The sequence below is a fragment of the Nocardia sp. NPDC050717 genome (assembly GCF_040654275.1).
Taxonomy (GTDB): domain Bacteria; phylum Actinomycetota; class Actinomycetes; order Mycobacteriales; family Mycobacteriaceae; genus Nocardia.
On record NZ_JBFAHR010000005.1, the window covers coordinates 275,849 to 292,256 of the forward strand.

Below are 16,408 nucleotides of genomic sequence, written 5' to 3' on the forward strand. Positions count from 1 at the left end.
CGCCTACCAGGCGCCGCCGGCCGCGGCGAGTTCGGCGAACCCGGCCCGGCCGAGCACCGCCGGATCGGCGCCGAGTTCGGCCAGCGTCACCTTGTGCAGCCGGGCCTGCGGCAGCGTGGCCGCCCACTGTTCGGCCACCGCGATCGGGTGCACCGGGTCGTCGCTCGCGCCGACCACGGCCACCGGCGTCTCGACGCGCGCGAGCAGCTCGGGCGTCGGCCAGGCGTAGGCCGCCGCCTCCTCGAGCGCGTCGGGCAGGTGTGGCCACTGGCCGCGCCAGGACTGGGTGAGCGCGTCGGCCAGCCACGGCGGGCTCGACGCGCGCATCCGGGCGATCACTGCCTCCAGCCCGTCGGCACGCAATTGCCCGGCGGTAACCGAGGCGCTCGACGCGGCAGGGCAGTCGGCGGTTTCGGCGCCGGTCCACGCGGGTAATGCTGTGATGACACCGACCACCGCGGTGCGGCGCCCGGCAGCCCAGTCGAGCGCGATCGCGGCACCGAGGGAAATGCCTGCGGCCAGGACCGGACCGCGTGCCGCCGCGGCGTCCAAAGCCGCGGTACAGCTCGCGATCACGGCCCGCGGATCCGGCTCGACGGCCTGGAACGCCAGACCGGCGGCGGCCGCCGCGGGACCGAAAGCCCGTGCGGCGAAATCGGCATCGGAGCCGGTTCCGGGCAGGGCGACCACGGTGACCTGGGGTGGGGTGCACATCACGGACCGAGCGTAGCGGCCGAGGTGTTTGCCCAACTACAGTGGCGGTGTACGGCCAACTAGCGGGAGAAGCGTGCCATGTCGTCATCCACGGGCGGACGCAAGTCGGGATCGGGTCCGGACTCGGGATATTTTCGTCGACTCGGTCGCCGTCTGACCGCCGACATCGATCAGCTCGACGCCGAGGAACTGGCGGAGACCGCCGACGCCTCCGGCGCCCGGCGCGCCGCCGACTGTTGTCGCGGCGAGGAGGCCACCATCCTCGGCAGGCTCCGCAGCGTCGAGGCGTGCCCGAAGTCGGCGGGCGCCACCGTGCAGGCCGAGTTCTTCGACGGCACCGACGCCATCACGCTCGTCTGGATCGGGCGCAGGCGGATTCCCGGAATCGAACCGGGCCGGCGCATCATGGTCCGTGGCCGCGTGGGTGACCGCGACGGCCGCAAGGTGATCTTCAACCCCTACTACGAATTGCGCGGGAACAGCTGACGTATGCCCACCAGCGACGAGTACCACCCCGCCGCGGACTCCGAACCCACCGTGGTGCTCCCGGTGGCGACCGATCTCCCGGCCGACCCTGTCGACCCCGCCGTCGACGGTGAGGTGGCACGCACCGAGCAGACCCTGCTCGAGCAGATGGGTGGCTTCAGCGGCCTGATCTACTCCACCCTGCCCGTGCTGGTGTTCGTCCCCGTGAACACCGTGGCCGGGCTCACCGCGGCCATCTGGGCGGCACTGGGGGTGGCCGCGGGCGTGCTCGTGTGGCGCCTGTACCGGCGCAGCCCCGTGCAGCCCGCGATCTCCGGTTTCCTCGGGGTCGGCGTGTGCGCGTTCATCGCCTACCGGATGGGGGAGGCCAAGGGGTTCTTCCTGTTCGGCATCTACACCAGCCTGGTGTACGCCGGTGTGTTCGCGCTGTCGATCCTGTTCCGGCGGCCGCTGGTCGGGGTCATCTGGGGCGCGCTCAACGGGCACGGCACGAGCTGGCGTGCCGATCGGCGCATCCGCAAACTCTACGATCTGGCCACCGTGGTGTGGGTGGTCGTGTTCGGCGCGCGCTACCTGGTGCAGTCCCAGCTCTACGACACCGACCACACCACCTGGCTGGCGGTGGCCAGGATCGGCATGGGCTGGCCGCTGACGGCGGTGGCCCTGGTGATCACGGTGTGGGCGGTCCGCCGCGCCGGGCACCTGCCCGCCGAGAAGAGTGATTCCGCCGCTGCCGGAACGGATTCCGCGCGCGCCTGAAGGGTGAGCGCGGGGGCGCCGGAGGTGGGGAAGTACCCACCCTGGGGTGCCTGGTCGCCCGGTCCGGATCGTCGCACGATCAATGCGTAACAGAAATCGCAGTGATCGTGAGAGGACCGGCGACCATGATGGCTACCGAGCATCGCCCCCGCGGCGCATCGAAGAACACGACCGCCGCCGTGCTGTCGGAGAGCAAGCGCATCGGGGCCGAACTCGACGCTCTCATCGCGCCCGCCGCGGCCGGTGATCGCGAGGCCATCGCCGAGATCGTGCGCCTGGTGCACCCGCTGGTGCGGCGCTACTGCTCGTCCAGGATGGGCGCCACCGGGCACCTGACCGTCACCGCCGACGACGTCGCCCAGGAAGTGCTCATGGCCACGGTCACCGCCATCCCGCGTTACCGGGACCAGGGCAAGTCGTTCCTGGCGTTCGTCTACGGCATCGCCGCCAACAAGGTCTCCGACGCGTTCCGGCGCGCCAAGCACACCGCCTACCCGGTGGCCGAGGTGCCCGACACGGCCTCCGGCGCCGCGGGGCCGGAGGACTGGGCGCTGGCCATGGAGCGGCGCGCGGCGACCCACGAGCTGATGTCGGGACTGGCCCCGAACCATCGCGAGGTGCTGGTCATGCGGATCGTGCTCGGCTGGAGCGCGGCGCAGACCGCCGAGGCCATCGGCACCAGCCCCGGCGTGGTGCGGGTGATGCAGCACCGCGCGCTGAACAAGCTGCGCGCGCAGCTGAAGGCGGCCTGAACTACGGCTTGATCCCGTGGGTGGCCAGGGTCAGGCGCAGGTCTTCCTCGGCTTCCACCGACGTGACGAACAGCAGTTCGTCCTCGCCCTCGAACGGGTCGTCGGGCTGCGGCACGATCACCCGCCCGCCGCGCAGGATCGTCACCAGCGCGGTGTCGCGCGGCATCGCCAGCGTGCGCACGGGTTTGCCCGCGAGCTGGGTGTCGGTGGGCAGCGTGATCTCCACCAGGTTGGCCTGGCCCTGCCGCAGCGTCATCAGCCGCACCAGATCACCCACCGAGACGGCCTCCTCCACCAGGGAGGCCAGCAGACGTGGCGTGGAGACCGCCACATCGACGCCCCAGGAATCGTCGAAGAGCCATTCGTTGCGCGGATCGTTGACCCGCGCGACCACCCGGCGCACGCCGAACTCGGTCTTGGCGAGCAGGCTGTGCACGAGATTGGCCTTGTCGTCCCCGGTGGCCGCGATGACCACCTCGTAGGTCTCGAGTTCAGCGTTCTCCAGCAGCGACAGCTCGCAGGCGTCGGCGTGCACCCAGACCGCGTCGGGGATGGCGGCGGGGTCGATGTGATCGAGCTGACGCTCGAGCAGCATCACCCGATGCCCGCCCCGCAGCAGTTCCCTGGCGATCGAGCGCCCCACGGCGCCCGCTCCGGCGATGGCAACCTTCATCTCGATCAGTCCTCGCTCGCCGGGGGCTTGGCGGCCAGCGCGACCGTCTCGCCGACACTGCCCGATGTCGCCGCGACGTACACCACGTCGTCGGCCTGCACGATGGTCTTGGCCTCGGGCAGCAGGCCCTGGCCGAAGCGCAGCAGGAACGCCACCCGCACCCCGAGCGCCCGTTCCAGGTCCCGGACCGTGCGACCGGACCAGTCCTCGTGCAGGGTGAGCTGGGTGATCGCCACCGCGCCGGTCGGGTCGCGCCAGGTGGTGGTGGAGTTGTCGCCGATGAGGCTGCGCAGGAACCGGTCGGTGGTCCACGGCACGGTCGCGATGGTCGGGATGCCGAGGCGTTCGTACACCTCGGCGCGTTTGGCGTCGTAGATCCGCGCGACCACCCGCTCGACGCCGAACATCTCCCTGGCCACCCTGGCCGAGATGATGTTGGAGTTGTCCCCGGAGGACACCGCCGCGAAGGCGTCGGCGCGCTCGATTCCCGCGCGGGTCAACACATCCCGGTCGAATCCGACGCCCACCACTTCCTGCCCGGTGAACCCCTCACCCAGCCGGCGGAACGCGCTGGGATCGCGGTCGATCACCGTGACCTCGTGGCCGACCCGGACCAGGGCGCGCGCCAGCGACGAGCCCACTCGTCCGCACCCCATGATCACTACGTACACCGTGCACCCTCGTTCCTGGCCGTGGCATCCCGGCATGGACCGTACCCGCCGGAGGTCCCCTCGGCCATTTTCCCCTCGCCGGGCCCGGACAAACAATCACGACACCCGCGCCGGTGCGCCGAACGTGGACGCGAACCGGCCGATGAACTCCTCTATGCTCAGCCCGGTGTCCAAGTTGACGACGGCAGCGAAGCGTTTGCTGCTCGGCAGGCCGTTCCGCAGCGATTCGCTCGGCCATACCCTGCTGCCCAAGCGGATCGCCCTGCCGGTGTTCGCCTCCGACGCGATGTCCTCGGTGGCGTACGCGCCGGAGGAGATCTTCCTCGTCCTGTCCGCGGCGGGCATCTCGGCCTACCTGTACGCCCCGTGGGTCGGCTTGGCCGTGGCGTTCGTGATGGCGGTCGTGGTCGCCAGCTACCGGCAGAACGTGCACGCCTATCCGTCGGGCGGTGGCGACTACGAGGTCGCGACGAAGAATCTCGGCCCCACCGCGGGTCTGACCGTCGGCAGCGCGTTGCTGGTCGACTATGTGCTCACGGTGGCGGTGTCGATCTCCTCGGCGGCCTCCAACATCGGCTCGGCCGTTCCGTTCGTCGCCACGCACAAGGTGTTGTTCGCGGTGGTGGCGATCGCGGTGCTCACCGCCATCAACCTGCGCGGCGTGCGCGAGTCGGGCACCGCCTTCGCGATCCCGACCTACGCCTTCATCATCGGCATGGCGGTGATGCTCGGCTGGGGCCTGTTCCGGACGTACGTGCTCGGGGACGACATCCAGGCGGCCTCGGCCGGATTCGGGCTCGAGGCCGAGGACGAACACCTCTACGGCATCGCCTTCGCTTTCCTGATCGCGCGGGCCTTCTCCTCCGGCTGTGCCGCGCTGACCGGTGTCGAGGCGATCAGCAACGGCGTGCCCGCGTTCCGTAAGCCCAAGTCCCGCAATGCCGCGACCACGCTGTTGCTGCTGGGCAGCATCGCGATCGTGCTGCTGATGGGCATCATCATCCTGGCCCAGAAGATCGGCGTCGTGTACGCCCACGACGCGTCGAATCTGGTCGGCGCGCCCGCCGACTACCACCAGAAGACGCTGATCGCGCAGATCGCCGAGGCCGTCTTCCACGGCTTCCCGATCGGCTTCTTCTTCATCACCATCGTCACCGCGCTGATCCTGGTGCTGGCCGCCAACACCGCGTTCAACGGTTTCCCGGTGCTCGGCTCGATCCTGGCGCAGGACCGGTACCTGCCGCGTCAGCTGCACACCCGTGGCGACCGGCTGGCCTTCTCCAACGGCATCCTGTTCCTGTCCGGCGCGGCCATCGCGTTCGTGGTGCTGTTCGGCGCCGAGGTGACCAAGCTCATCCAGCTCTACATCGTCGGCGTGTTCGTCTCGTTCGTGCTGAGCCAGACCGGCATGCTGCGGCACTGGACGCGCCTGCTGCGCACCGAGACCGATCCGGCGCAGCGGTCGAAGATGCAGCGCTCGCGGGTGATCAACGCGATCGGTCTCACCGCGACCGGCACCGTGCTGATCATCGTGCTGATCACCAAGTTCTTCGCGGGTGCCTGGATCGCGATCCTGACGATGGTGGCGATCTTCATCGTGATGAAGCTCATCCGCAAGCACTACGACTCGGTCTCGCGCGAGCTCGACGAATCCGATTGGGACGGCGTGCTGCCCAGCCGAACCCATTCCATCGTGCTGGTCTCCAAGCTGCACCTGCCGACCCGGCGCGCGCTGGCCTACGCCCGCGCGACCCGGCCCGACACGCTCGAGGCGGTGACGGTCAACGTCGACGACGCCGACACCCGCAAGCTGGTGCGCGAGTGGGAGAACAGCGAGATCAACGTGCCGTTGAAGGTGGTCGAATCGCCGTACCGCGAGATCACCAAGCCGGTCCTCGAATACGTCAAGCGGGTGCGCAAGGACTCTCCGCGCGATGTCGTCACCGTGTTCATCCCCGAATACGTGGTCGGCCACTGGTGGGAGCAGGTGCTGCACAACCAGTCGGCGCTGCGGCTCAAGGGCAGGCTGCTGTTCGAGCCCGGTGTGATGGTCACCAGCGTGCCGTGGCAGCTGAGTTCCTCGACGCGGGCCAAGCAGCCCGCCGACGTGAACGCGCCCGGTTCGGTGCGGCGCGGCTTCGAACAACCGGGACGCCGGCGATGAGCGAGTGGCGCGGACAGGAATTCGAGATCCGGCTCGGGCCACCCGGGCACGGCGGATTCTGTGTCGGTCGTCACGAGGGCCGTGTGGTGTTCGTGCGGCACGGACTGCCCGGCGAGCTGGTGCGCGCCCTGGTCACCGAGGACCGTGGCGGCTCGTTCTGCCGGGCCGACGCCGTCGAGATCATCGAGGCGTCCCCGGATCGGGTGCCCGCGACCTGCCCGGTCTCCGGGCCCGGCGGTGCCGGCTGCTGTGACTTCTCCTTCGCCACGCCCGCCGCGCAGCGGGCGCTGAAGGCCACGGTGGTGGCCGAGCAGCTGCGCAGGCTCGCCGGGGTGGAGCGCGAGGTGACGGTCGAGCCGATCGGCGACGCCGCCGAGACCGGCGGCTGGCGTACCAGGGTTCGGCTGGTGGTCGACGGCGACGGCCGCGCCGGGGTGCACCGGTTCCGCAGCACCGCCGTGCTCCCGGATCTGCGCTGCCCGCAGCCGGTGGCCGGCGCGCTCGACGGTGTCGCCGATCGGCGCTGGACTCCCGGCTCCGATCTGGTCGTCGCGGTCGACGGCGACGGTGTGCGCCACATCGTGGAACTGGCCGCCGTGCCCGACACGGCGCAGGCCGGTGGCAGACCGGGCACCCCGCGCGGCGCCGGCCGCGGACGCGGCCATCGCCCGGCGGGCCGGCGTGGTCCGGCCGCCGATGACCGCGGCGCCGTCCGGGATCGGGCGGCCGCGCGCAAGTCGGCCACCAACGCGCCCCGCGAGGAATGGGTGCTCGCCGGGTCGGGGCGGGCGGTGGAGTACGTCGCCGGGCGGCGCTGGGAACTGGCGGCGACCGGTTTCTGGCAGGCGCATCGCGGTGCGGCGCAATGCTATTCGGATCTCGTGGCCGAGTGGTCGGGGCTCACGCCCGGCGGTTCCGGCTGGGATCTCTACAGCGGGGTCGGCGTGTTCGCCGCGCGCCTGGCCGAGCAGACCGGGCAGACCGGCGCGGTCGCGGCCGTGGAATCGGCCCGTGCGGCCGTCGCCGACGGCACCGCCGCCCTCGGCGATCTGCCGTGGCTGGAACTGCGGGCCGACCGCGTCGAACGCTGGGTCCGCGACGCCACGGGCACGCCGGACGTCGTGGTCCTCGACCCGCCGCGCGCGGGCGCGGGCAAGGAGGTCGTCGCCGCCGTCACCGACGCCGACCCCCGCCGCATCGTCCACATCGGCTGCGACCCGGCCTCGTTCGCCCGCGACCTCGGCCTCTACCTCGACGCGGGCTACCACCTCGCCGACCTGCGCGCCTTCGACGCCTTCCCCGCCACCCACCACGTCGAATGCGTGGCCCTGCTCGACCGCTGAGCGCCACAGCCACGACGGCAGGGACTCGACTGTGCCCGCCACCCGCTGTCGGCGGGCAGGCGCCGGCACACCGCGAGCCGGGTGGACCCGGCCATCATCGCGGGTGCTCGCCCACCCCACCGGCGATCAGCGCGGGCCTTCGGCGCAGGGCGCGCTGCCTACTGCGCGGCCGACGCCCGGGCGAGCTGTGATTCGAGGTGTCGCCGCGGTCTGTCGTTGCCGGCGGTCGACACGACCACTGTCGGCGATGATCGGCACGCCGGAGCACGGGTGCCGGCATCATCGCCGGGTCGGTGTCAGGATCGCGCGAGTGCCCAGGTCACCCGGACAGTTGCGCTGATCTCGGTCTCGCCGGGGACCATCGGGATCGGGGAACCGCCTCGGGCGAGCCCCGCCGGGGCGCTCATCTCGGCGCTGATCCCGTAGGCCTGGGGCACGGGGGCGGCGGTGTTCTCGGTGATCTCGACGACCTCGCCGAGCGCGATCCCCGCGCGGGCAGCGTACTGCTCGGCCTTGGCAAGGGCGTGGTCGAAGGCGGCATCCCGGGCTTGCGCGCGCAGGGGTTCGGGGTCGGCGAGACTGCGGTTCAGTCCGCCGAGACGTACGTCGTCACCGCCCGCCGCGACCGCCGATGCGATGGCCTCGGCGGGGTCGGCGCCGATGTCCTCCCGCAGCGACACCGTGAGCCCGGTGGTCGCGAGATAGCCGACGATCTCGTTGCGGCGGTCGTTGGTGTAGACGGTCTCGGTCTGCACGCTCAGCCCGCTGGTCGCCATGTCCGCGTCGCGCACACCCGCCGCGCGCAGGGCGGCCACCACGGCCGCGACCCGGTCGCCCGCGCGTCCATAGGCGCCGACGACGGTGACCGACCGCGATTCCACCGACAGCGTGAGCCGGACCAGGTCGGGGACGGCACGGACGCTGCCGTACCCGAACATGGTGACGCTCGCTCGCGGGGAGATCTCTGCCATCGTGGTGCTCCTGTCGCTCCAAGGGTGTCGTGCAGCCCAACGACCGCCGCGAATCGGGGGTTCCCGCGCTCAGTAGTTGCCCGCGCTGCCGGAGATGGTGCGCACCGCGGCGTCCATCTGCGCGTAGGCACCCGCGGCGAGTCGTTGCAGCAGGGCCAGTTTCAGCTGCGGGTGCCCCTGGGTGAGCTCGTCGAACACCTCGGGGCGCATCACCGCCACCCGCAACGGCGTCTCGGCGACGATCTCGTTGACGAACGGTTCCCCCAGCAGCATCGGGATCTCGCCGAACGTCATGCCCGCCGACAGCGTCACCAGCCGGTGCACCCGCCCGTCGGTCCCGGGGAAGGTGACCCGGACGCGGCCGTCGAGGATCAAGAACAGGCCACAGCGCGGGTCGCCCCGGTCGGCGATCACCTCGCCGCGCGCGAAGGTACGGGTCTGGAAGTCGGCGGCCAGGCGATCCCGGTCGGCGGGGTCGAGCCCGCGCAGCAGCGGGTGGTCGGCGAGCTCGATCGAGGTGCGCGCGTTCGTGCCGGGTGGGCGGTGCCGGGCCAGGACGATGTCCTCGCACCATTCGGTGGCGGTGTCGCGGTCGATGAACACCCGACCGCGCGGATCGTCGGGGTCGAGGCTGGACACCTCGTGTCCGAGCTTGGCCTCGGGGTCGACCAGCGCGACCCGGCTTCCCCGTCGCACCAGTTCGGCCTGCAGCGCGTCGAGCATCTCGCGGGCGACCGCGCTCACCTCGCCGACCCGGCGCAGATCGATCACCAGCGCGTCGAGCGCGCCGACATTGCCCTCGATGGCGCGCACCGCCCGTTCGGCGCCCGCGAACAGCAGGTCGCCGTGCAGTTCGTAGACGCGGGCCCGCTCGCCGTGCGCCGCCAGCACCTCGGCGTCGGCGGGGGAGCGGCGCAGCCGCGACGGCACCTGCGCCACCGTGTACTCGGCGCGGATGGCGGTGCGCGCCGACCGGGTCACGTGACAGAAGTGCAATTCCAGCCGCCGCGAGAGCTCCCGGCAGGCCGCGACGCCGCGCACGCTGTTGCCGTGGGCGTCCAGCCGGGGCGAGTACACCGAGATCCCCAGCTGACCGGGCAGCACCGCGATGATCCCGCCACCCACCCCGCTCTTGGCGGGCAGTCCGACCGTGGTCACCCAGTCACCGGCGGCGTTGTACATCCCGCAGGTCGTCATCACGCTGAGGACCCGCTCGGTGAGCGCGGCCGAGAGCGCTCGCTCCTTCGTCCGCGGGTTCACCCCGTTGTCGGCCAGGGTCGCCGCCATCACGGCCAGGTCGGTACAGGTGACCTCGATCGAGCACTGCCGGAAGTACCGGTCGACGGCGTCGTCAGGGTCGACGTCGATGATCCCGACCGAGCGCAGCATGTAACCGATCGCGCGGTTGCGGAACCCGGTGCGCGCCTCCGAGGTGTAGACCGCCTCGTCCATCGTCAGCTCCCGGCCCGCGAAGCGGGAGTAGCAGCGGCGGACCCGCTCGAATTTGTCGGCGGCGTCGCGGCCGGCGATCAGGGAGGCCGCGGTGATCGCGCCGGAGTTGATCATCGGGTTGCTGGGGCGCTGGGTGTCGGGCTCGAGGCTGATCTCGTTGAACGGCTCGCCCGAGGGTTCCACGTCGATGTGCGCGGCCACGCCGTCGAGGCCGCGGTCGGCCAGCGCCAGCGCGTAGGTGAAGGGCTTGGAGATGGACTGGATCGTGAATCCGGTCGTGGTGTCACCGACCTCGTAGACGAGCCCGTCGGCGGTGGCCAGGCACAGCCCGAACGAGTCGGGCGGCACCGCGGCGAGTTCGGGGATGTAGTCGGCGGGCGCGCCGGCGCAGTCCTCGCGCAGGGCCGCGTACACCTCGTCGAGCATGCTCGCCACGACACCGGGATCGACACCATCGGGTTGCGCCACAGCGCCACTGTAGGGCGCGGCGCCGAGCCCCCGGCGGGGACGCGCGGGGAGATAGTCCTCACAGCCGTCGCGGCGGTGCGCCGCGCCCGGATCGCCCAGTTCAGCGGGCATGCGGTGGGGTGCGCGACGTGCGGGTGGCACACCGGCGCGCGGGGTGCGGGAGGGGCCGCGAGCCGGAGCCGCTCGCCCGGCCAAATACACTGGGCGGATCACACTGTAGTCCGGAGGGAGCGAGTTCAGGTGGGAGTGCTGTCGCGGGTGGATTCACCCGAAGATCTGCGCCGGCTGAGCGTGCCGCAACTGCGCGACCTGGCGGACGAGATCCGCGAGTTCCTGGTGCGCAAGGTCGCCGCCACCGGTGGTCATCTCGGCCCGAACCTGGGCGTGGTGGAACTGACCATCGCCCTGCACCGGATCTTCGATTCCCCGGCCGATCCGCTGATCTTCGACACCGGTCATCAGGCCTACGTGCACAAGATCCTCACCGGCCGCAAGGACCGGTTCGACTCGCTGCGCATGCGCGACGGCCTGTCGGGCTACCCGAGTCGCGCCGAGAGCGAACACGACTGGGTGGAGTCCTCGCACGCCTCCGCCGCGCTGTCCTACGCCGACGGCCTGGCCAAGGCGTTCGCGCTGACCGAGCAGGACCGCACCGTCGTCGCGGTCGTCGGTGACGGCGCGCTCACCGGCGGCATGTGCTGGGAGGCGCTGAACAACATCGCGGGCGCGCCCGACCGCCCGGTGGTGGTCGTGGTCAACGACAACGGCCGCTCCTACGCGCCGACCATCGGCGGCCTGGCCGACCGGCTCACCGCGCTGCGCACCCAGCCCGCCTACGAGCACGCGCTCGACGCGGGCAAGCGCATTCTCAAAAGCATTCCCGCCGTAGGGGATTCGGCCTACTCGATGGTGCACGCGCTCAAGGCGGGCATCAAGGACGCGGTGAGCCCGCAGGAGCTCTTCGGCGACCTGGGCATGAAGTACGTCGGCCCGGTCGACGGCCACGACCTGGTCGCGCTCGAGGCGGCGATGCGGCGCGCCAAGGACTTCGGTGGTCCGGTGGTGGTGCACGTGGTGACCCGCAAGGGAAACGGCTACGAGCACGCCGAGAACCACGTCGCCGATCAGATGCACGCCTGCGATCCGATCGACCCGCTCACCGGCCGCCCGCTGGCGGGCAAGAAGGCCAAGGGCTGGACGGCGGTGTTCTCCGAGGAACTCGTCGAGCACGCGGCGCGGCGCGAGGACATCGTTGCCATCACCGCCGCCATGCCGGGTCCCACAGGTCTGGCCGCGTTCGGGGAACGCTTCCCGGAGCGCATGTTCGACGTCGGCATCGCCGAACAGCACGCGATGGCCTCGGCCGCGGGTCTGGCGCTCGGCGGCATGCACCCGGTGGTGGCGATCTACTCCACCTTCCTCAACCGCGCCTTCGATCAGCTGCTGATGGATGTGGCGCTGCTGAAGCAGCCGGTCACCGTCGTGCTCGACCGCGCGGGCATCACCGGCCCCGACGGCGCCAGCCACAACGGCATGTGGGACCTGTCGTTGCTCGGCATCATCCCCGGCATCCGGGTCGCCGCCCCGCGTGACGGCGCCACCCTGCGCGAGGAACTGGGCGAGGCGCTGGCCGTCACCGACGGACCGACCGTGCTGCGGTTCCCGAAAGGCAGTGTCGCCGAGGACATCACGGCGGTCGAGCGGCTCGACGGCGTCGACGTGCTGCGCCTGGCGGTACCCGGCGCGGGCTCGGCTCAGTCCCAGCACGGTGACGTGCTGATCGTGGCGGTGGGCTCGTTCGCCGAGACGGCCATGCGGGTCGCCGAACTGCTCGCCCCGCAGGGGATCTCGGTCACGGTGGTCGATCCGCGCTGGGTCATCCCGGTTTCGGACACGCTGGTCAAGCTGGCCGAGAACCACCGGCTCGTGGTCACCGTCGAGGACGGTGGCCTGCACGGCGGCATCGGCGCCACGCTCTCGGCCCGCCTGCGCGAAGCCGGGCTGGACGTCCCGACCCGCGATCTCGGTGTGCCCCAGCAGTTCCTGGACCACGCCGCGCGCGGGGAGATCCTCGAGGACCTCGGCCTCACGCCCGACGCCATCGCCCAGCGCATCGGCGGCTGGCTCCGGTCCCGCTGACGTCCGGGCTCGCCCGGTGGCAGCACCGGGCGAGCGCACCTACGGGCGGCGGGCGACGACCGCGAAGTTCAACGGGATCCGCGGCTTGCCCGCGGCCAGGGTCCAGCCCTGCTCACAGGCGACGAGGTCGGGAAACGCCGGCCAGTCCATGTACGGCAACTCGTGCAGCGCCTCGATGCTCAACCCGGCCGACAGCAGCGCGCCGACGACCTCGCCGAGGTCGTGACGCCATTCGTGATTGGTCGTGTGCGCGATCGTCCCGGCGGAATCCTCGGTGTAGGTCCCGCTGTCGGAGTAGGTGCGCACCCCGCCACCCGCCAGGTAGTCGTCGGTGATCTCCCACGGCTCGTGGTCCATGGCGCCGAGGACCGGGTGGTCGTCGCGGACGACGAAGAGTCCGCCGGGCGCGAGCAGGTCGTGGATCGAGCGGGCCCACGCGGTGAGCTCGGGCAGCCAGACGATCGTGCCCGCGCTCGTCACGACGGTGTCGAAGTGGCGGTCGATCAGTGTCGAGGCGTTCCGCGCGTCGCCCTCGACCCAGGTGATGTCGCGTCCGTCGGCGGCGGCGATGCGCGCGGCGTGCCGCAGCGAGTTCGGGGAGAGGTCGAGCCCGTGCACCTCGACGGCGCCGAGCCGGGCCCAGGACACGGTGTCGGTCCCGATATGGCATTGCAGGTGCAGCAGCGACCGGCCCACGATCCCGTTCTCCGGCAGGTGGGGCGCCAGTACCGCGAGGTCGTTGCGGACGACGGTCGAGACCGCGGCCGGGTCGGCCAGGAAGGCCTCGACGTCGTACATTCGCGAGCGTGCGTGCACCTCGGCGCGGTCGTCCCAGTTCGCGCGGTTGGCGGCGATCTCGGCTTCGAGCACGGCGGTCCTCTCGACGGTGGTGGCGGGGCGTGCCGACGCTACCGTCGAGAGGCGGGGTGGTCGACCGCTTTTCGGGTCAGGCCCCCGGCCCGCGGTGTGCCAGCCACCGTCCGGTGGCGGGCAGGAAGGTCAGCACCAGCAGGGCGATGTTGAACGCGAACCCGACCGCGTTGAGGATGCTCAGGTCGGTGTCGAAGGTGAGGGTGACCGTGCTGGATCGCGGCGACAAGCATCGTCGTCTACACGCGGCGCCGGGGCGGCTCAGGGCGTGCCGCGGGCCGGCGAGTACTCCTGTTCGGGACGGCCGGTCGTGCCGTAGCGCAGGCGCATGCGCAGGTCGCCCGTGGTGCAGAGGGCGGCGAGGTAGCGCTGCGCGGTGGCGCGGGAGATCCCGATGGCGGCGGCGATCTCGCCCGCCGACAGCGGAGCGGGCGCGCCGTGGACCGCGCGGAGCACCAGCTCGCGGGTGGGGGAGGAGGACGCGGCGGACGGACGTTCGGCGGCGGGTGTGGCCGGACGCAGCGCCGCCAGGGCGGCGTCGACATCGCCGGCGCCGACCTCCGGCGCGGACAGGATGCGGCGGTAGCGCGCGTACCCGGCCAGCCGGGCGGCCAGGGCGGTGTGCTCGAACGGCTTCACCAGGTAGGCCAGCGCGCCCGCCGCCGTGGCCGCGCGGACCGTCGCCGACTCGGTCGCAGCGGTCAACATCATGGCGTCGCAGCGCAATTCGCGAACCAGCTCGATTCCCGACCCGTCCGGGAGGTACACATCCACCAGCGCCAGGTCGACCGCGTCGGCCGCGAGCGCCTGCCGCGCGTCGGCCACGGTGTTCACCACCGCCCCGACCGTGAATCCGGGAAGCGCGCCGACGATGCCGGCGTGCATGTTGGCCACCCGGAAATCGTCGTCGACGACGAGCACACGGAACTCGGTCACCAGGATTCTCCTTCGCTCAGCACGCCCGGCAGACGCGCGATGAACTCCGCCCCCGCCAGTTCCCGGCCCGGCCCCCCGGCCGAGGCCAACCACACGTCCCCACCGAGCGCCCGCGCGACCTGCCGCGCCAACGCGAGCCCGACCCCGCGCCCACCCGGCACCCCCGCCCCCGGCTTGGTCGACACGCCCTCGGTGAACAAGGTCGCGGTCAGCTCCGGCGACACCCCGGCCCCGTCGTCCGCCACGGTGATGTGCAACGTCGAATCCTCCTGCACCAATTCGACTTCCACGATCCCGCGCGCTCTGTGCTCCGCGCCGACGCCGTACCGGGCAGCACCGGAACCACTGTCGCCGCCGGATGCCGCTTGGAGACCGGTGGCTGCTGAAGGCGACAGTGTCACCGAGAGTTCGATGGCTGCCGAGGGTGCGTCGCTCGCGGAGTTTTCGGCGGCTGCAGAAGGTGCGTCGCCCGCGGAGTGTTCGGTGGCAGTCGAGCGTGCGTCGCTCGGGGAGGGTGTCGCTGGGTGTTCGGTGGTTGTCGACGGTGCGCCGGTCGCGGGGGATGTCGCTGAGTGTTCGGTGGCTGCCGGGGGAGTGTCACTCGCCGGGGATGTCGTCGCGGGGGCGGTGTCGGCTGCCGGGCGCGGGTCGCGCACCGCGTCGATCGCGTTGTCGAGCAGGTTGCCCAGCACGGTCGTGACGTCCACGGGGGCGAGCAGGTTCGCGTCGACCCAGGTGTTCGGGCCGAGTCGCAGCGCGACGCCGCGTTCCCTGGCGTGGGCCGCCTTGGCGGCGAGGAAGGCCTGCAGGTACGGGTCCCGGACGGCGTCGATGCCGGGCATGGCGGCGCCGAGGGGTCCGGATCCGAGCAGTTCGCCGAGGTAGCGGGCGGCCTCGTCGGGACGGTCGCCGTGCAGGAGTCCGCTTAGCAGGTGCAGCCGGTTGGCGAACTCGTGGCGCTGGGCGCGCAGCACGGTGCTCATCGAGCGGACCGCGTCGAGCTGCCTGGTCAGCGATTCCACGTCGGTGCGGTCGCGCACGTCGAGCACCGCGCCCAGCGCGCGCCCGTCGCGGCTGACGGTGCGCGCGGTGACCACCACGATCCGGTCGCCGACCGCCGCCTGCACCGGATGACCGTCCGCGGCCCGGAACACCTCGAGCACCCGCGGGGTCAAACCGATCGCCTCGACCGGCACCCCGGACTCGCCGCCGATGCCGAGCAGGCCCCTGGCCTCGTCGTTGATCACCGTCGTCCGCCACCGCGCGTCCACCGCGACCACGCCGATCCCGATGCCGTGCAGCACCACGTCCTGTTCGCGGACCAGCTCGGCCAGTTCCGCCGGTTGCAGGCCCAGGGTGAGTTCGTGCCAGCGCCGGGCCAGCAGCACCGAGCCCGCGATCCCGGCGAGCAGCGCGCCGAGCACCAGCAGCCCGGCCCGGCTCAGGTCCCTGGTCAGTTGCTCGCCCACGGCGGCGGTCGAGATGCCGACGCTCACCTCTCCGACGACCCGGTCCGAACCCGGTTCGCGCACCGGCACTTTCGCGCGCACCGAGTCCCCGAGCGTGCCGTGCTCGCTGATCACCACCTCGGCCCCGCCCAGTGCCTGGGACGGGTCGGTGCTCACCTTCTCGCCCAGCCGGGCCGGATCGGGGTGGGCCAGCCGCAATCCCGCGTCGTCGGTGATCACCACGAACAGCGCGGCAGTGCGCTGCCGTGCCGCTTCGGCGGTCCGCTCGAGTTCGCCTGCCGTGAGTTCGGCGCGCAGGCCGGGTCCGCCCGCGAGCGGCAGCGCCGCGTATCGCGCGACCTCCGCGCGCACCACCGGGTCGCTGGCGACGGTCCGCGCGATCGCCAGCGCCCGCTGCCCGTACTCGGCGGTGAGCCGCTGATCGCTGAGGTAGGCGAACACCCCGAAGGCCAGCCCCAGGGACAGCGCTACCAGCGCGACCTGCAGCAAGACGATCTGCGTCCGCAGCCGGACGCCCCGGGGGAACAGCCTCACCGGCTCA

At 71.8% G+C, this 16,408-nt stretch carries 15 protein-coding genes; 6 read left to right on the forward strand and 9 right to left on the reverse strand.

Annotated features, from left to right (window positions below; genetic code table 11):
* Positions 1 to 3: 3 nt before the first annotated feature.
* Positions 4 to 714 carry an alpha/beta hydrolase gene (locus AB0H56_RS13835; RefSeq protein WP_357162085.1) on the reverse strand — a complete coding sequence of 237 codons (711 nt, stop codon included), beginning with the start codon at positions 712 to 714 and terminating at the stop codon, positions 4 to 6.
* A 78-nt stretch (positions 715 to 792) separates the two neighbouring features.
* On the opposite strand from AB0H56_RS13835, the gene AB0H56_RS13840 reads away from it, so the two are divergent.
* The 3 genes from AB0H56_RS13840 (at position 793) to shbA (ending at position 2,711) form a co-directional block, all read left to right on the forward strand.
* Positions 793 to 1,200: an OB-fold nucleic acid binding domain-containing protein gene (locus AB0H56_RS13840; RefSeq protein ID WP_110035692.1), complete on the forward strand. Its 408-nt coding sequence runs from the start codon at positions 793 to 795 to the stop codon at positions 1,198 to 1,200.
* A 114-nt stretch (positions 1,201 to 1,314) separates the two neighbouring features.
* Positions 1,315 to 1,959 carry a DUF3159 domain-containing protein gene (locus AB0H56_RS13845; protein WP_357162088.1) on the forward strand — a complete coding sequence of 215 codons (645 nt, stop codon included), beginning with the start codon at positions 1,315 to 1,317 and terminating at the stop codon, positions 1,957 to 1,959.
* A gap of 128 nt (positions 1,960 to 2,087) precedes the next feature.
* On the forward strand, positions 2,088 to 2,711 hold the full coding sequence (shbA, locus tag AB0H56_RS13850; RefSeq protein WP_357162091.1) for an RNA polymerase sigma factor ShbA: 624 nt from the start codon (positions 2,088 to 2,090) through the stop codon (positions 2,709 to 2,711).
* 1 nt (position 2,712) lies between these two features.
* Here shbA and AB0H56_RS13855 read toward each other — a convergent pair whose 3' ends face one another.
* The gene (locus tag AB0H56_RS13855) at positions 2,713 to 3,384 is read right to left on the reverse strand and encodes a TrkA family potassium uptake protein (protein ID WP_357161864.1); all 672 of its coding nucleotides are present in this window, start codon (positions 3,382 to 3,384) and stop codon (positions 2,713 to 2,715) included.
* 5 nt (positions 3,385 to 3,389) lie between these two features.
* Complete coding sequence (locus tag AB0H56_RS13860; RefSeq protein ID WP_357161867.1) at positions 3,390 to 4,055, reverse strand: TrkA family potassium uptake protein; 666 nt, start codon at positions 4,053 to 4,055, stop codon at positions 3,390 to 3,392.
* Between the two features lie 166 nt (positions 4,056 to 4,221).
* Between AB0H56_RS13860 and AB0H56_RS13865 the strand changes: the two genes are divergently transcribed.
* Together AB0H56_RS13865 and AB0H56_RS13870 are read left to right on the forward strand one after the other, a co-directional pair.
* Positions 4,222 to 6,219: an APC family permease gene (locus tag AB0H56_RS13865; protein ID WP_357161870.1), complete on the forward strand. Its 1,998-nt coding sequence runs from the start codon at positions 4,222 to 4,224 to the stop codon at positions 6,217 to 6,219.
* Positions 6,216 to 7,562 carry a TRAM domain-containing protein gene (locus tag AB0H56_RS13870; RefSeq protein ID WP_357161873.1) on the forward strand — a complete coding sequence of 449 codons (1,347 nt, stop codon included), beginning with the start codon at positions 6,216 to 6,218 and terminating at the stop codon, positions 7,560 to 7,562. Before AB0H56_RS13865 ends, AB0H56_RS13870 begins: the two co-directional genes overlap by 4 nt.
* 296 nt (positions 7,563 to 7,858) lie before the next feature.
* On the opposite strand, the gene AB0H56_RS13875 is transcribed toward AB0H56_RS13870, so the two are convergent.
* Positions 7,859 to 8,533: an SIMPL domain-containing protein gene (locus tag AB0H56_RS13875; RefSeq protein WP_357161876.1), complete on the reverse strand. Its 675-nt coding sequence runs from the start codon at positions 8,531 to 8,533 to the stop codon at positions 7,859 to 7,861.
* A 69-nt stretch (positions 8,534 to 8,602) separates the two neighbouring features.
* On the reverse strand, positions 8,603 to 10,411 hold the full coding sequence (gene glsA / locus AB0H56_RS13880) for a glutaminase A (RefSeq protein WP_357162094.1): 1,809 nt from the start codon (positions 10,409 to 10,411) through the stop codon (positions 8,603 to 8,605).
* Between the two features lie 282 nt (positions 10,412 to 10,693).
* On the opposite strand from glsA, the gene dxs reads away from it, so the two are divergent.
* Positions 10,694 to 12,592 (forward strand): 1-deoxy-D-xylulose-5-phosphate synthase, encoded by a 1,899-nt coding sequence (gene dxs, locus AB0H56_RS13885; RefSeq protein WP_357161879.1) that lies wholly within the window; start codon positions 10,694 to 10,696, stop codon positions 12,590 to 12,592.
* 39 nt (positions 12,593 to 12,631) lie between these two features.
* Here dxs and AB0H56_RS13890 read toward each other — a convergent pair whose 3' ends face one another.
* The 4 genes from AB0H56_RS13890 to AB0H56_RS13905 all read right to left on the reverse strand — a co-directional run bounded on the left by AB0H56_RS13890 (position 12,632) and on the right by AB0H56_RS13905 (position 16,401).
* Complete coding sequence (locus tag AB0H56_RS13890) at positions 12,632 to 13,462, reverse strand: class I SAM-dependent methyltransferase (RefSeq protein ID WP_357161882.1); 831 nt, start codon at positions 13,460 to 13,462, stop codon at positions 12,632 to 12,634.
* A 76-nt stretch (positions 13,463 to 13,538) separates the two neighbouring features.
* Entirely contained in the window at positions 13,539 to 13,691 is a 153-nt protein-coding gene (locus tag AB0H56_RS13895) for a hypothetical protein (protein ID WP_357161885.1), read from the reverse strand.
* A 32-nt stretch (positions 13,692 to 13,723) separates the two neighbouring features.
* Complete coding sequence (locus AB0H56_RS13900; RefSeq protein WP_357162097.1) at positions 13,724 to 14,404, reverse strand: response regulator; 681 nt, start codon at positions 14,402 to 14,404, stop codon at positions 13,724 to 13,726.
* The gene (locus AB0H56_RS13905) at positions 14,395 to 16,401 is read right to left on the reverse strand and encodes an ATP-binding protein (protein WP_357161888.1); all 2,007 of its coding nucleotides are present in this window, start codon (positions 16,399 to 16,401) and stop codon (positions 14,395 to 14,397) included. The genes AB0H56_RS13900 and AB0H56_RS13905 overlap by 10 nt, the downstream gene beginning before the upstream one ends.
* Positions 16,402 to 16,408 lie beyond the last annotated feature (7 nt).